Origin of the sequence: Bowmanella yangjiangensis (assembly GCF_017255015.1) — a bacterium.
Lineage (GTDB): Bacteria > Pseudomonadota > Gammaproteobacteria > Enterobacterales > Alteromonadaceae > Bowmanella > Bowmanella yangjiangensis.
The window spans coordinates 1-632 of sequence record NZ_JAFKCS010000448.1 but is presented as its reverse complement, the minus strand read 5'-3'; the positions used below and the strand labels follow the sequence as shown (position 1 = coordinate 632).

Below are 632 nucleotides of genomic sequence, written 5' to 3'. Positions count from 1 at the left end.
CGTACGGCAGGCGCAGGGTCAGGCCCTTGCTGTCAGCGCGCTCGACCGCCATGCCGAGCACCTGACAATGACGCAATGCAGCAAGAAACCGCTGCGCGCGATCCTCACTCGACTGTGCACTCATCTCTCTACTCCCGACCACACCAGCAGCAATGCCTGGGGCACTCCTGACGTCCGCATGCGTTGGACAATGAATCGCAGCTGCCAGGCGCGTTTCCGGGCGGCGCCGGCGCGGCGCAATGGCCCGACACGCGCGCTGGCAGGCTGCAAAAAGGGCTGCGCATCATAGCGCCTCGAGGCGCTGCCTCACACCGGCGTCGTGCCAGCGAAACGAAAACGCAGGGAACTTGCGCAGTCGATCAAGGTTCAGAGTGGGTGTGCGCTCTTGGGGTCAACCCAGCCACCTATAACTCTCACACATGGAGTGATGACTGTGAACAAACCTCTGACTTATGCCCTTCTGCTTGCCACCGCCCTGGGTCTCGCCGCCTGCGAGAAAACCCCGGAAGACAAGATGGAGTCAGCCAAGGAGTCAGTCTCCGAAGCCATGGAGAATCTGGGCAATGCGGCCGAGGAAACCGGCGAAGCCATCGAGCAGAAAACCAACGAGGCCCTGGGCAACGAGCCCACCA

The 632-nt window shown here is 62.2% G+C and carries 1 protein-coding gene; it reads left to right on the top strand.

Features of this window, described 5'->3' with window-relative positions; all coding sequences use genetic code 11:
- Positions 1 to 433: 433 nt before the first annotated feature.
- Positions 434 to 632: hypothetical protein (locus J0A65_RS25080; protein ID WP_206596944.1), on the top strand; the 199-nt coding region annotated here is incomplete at its 3' end.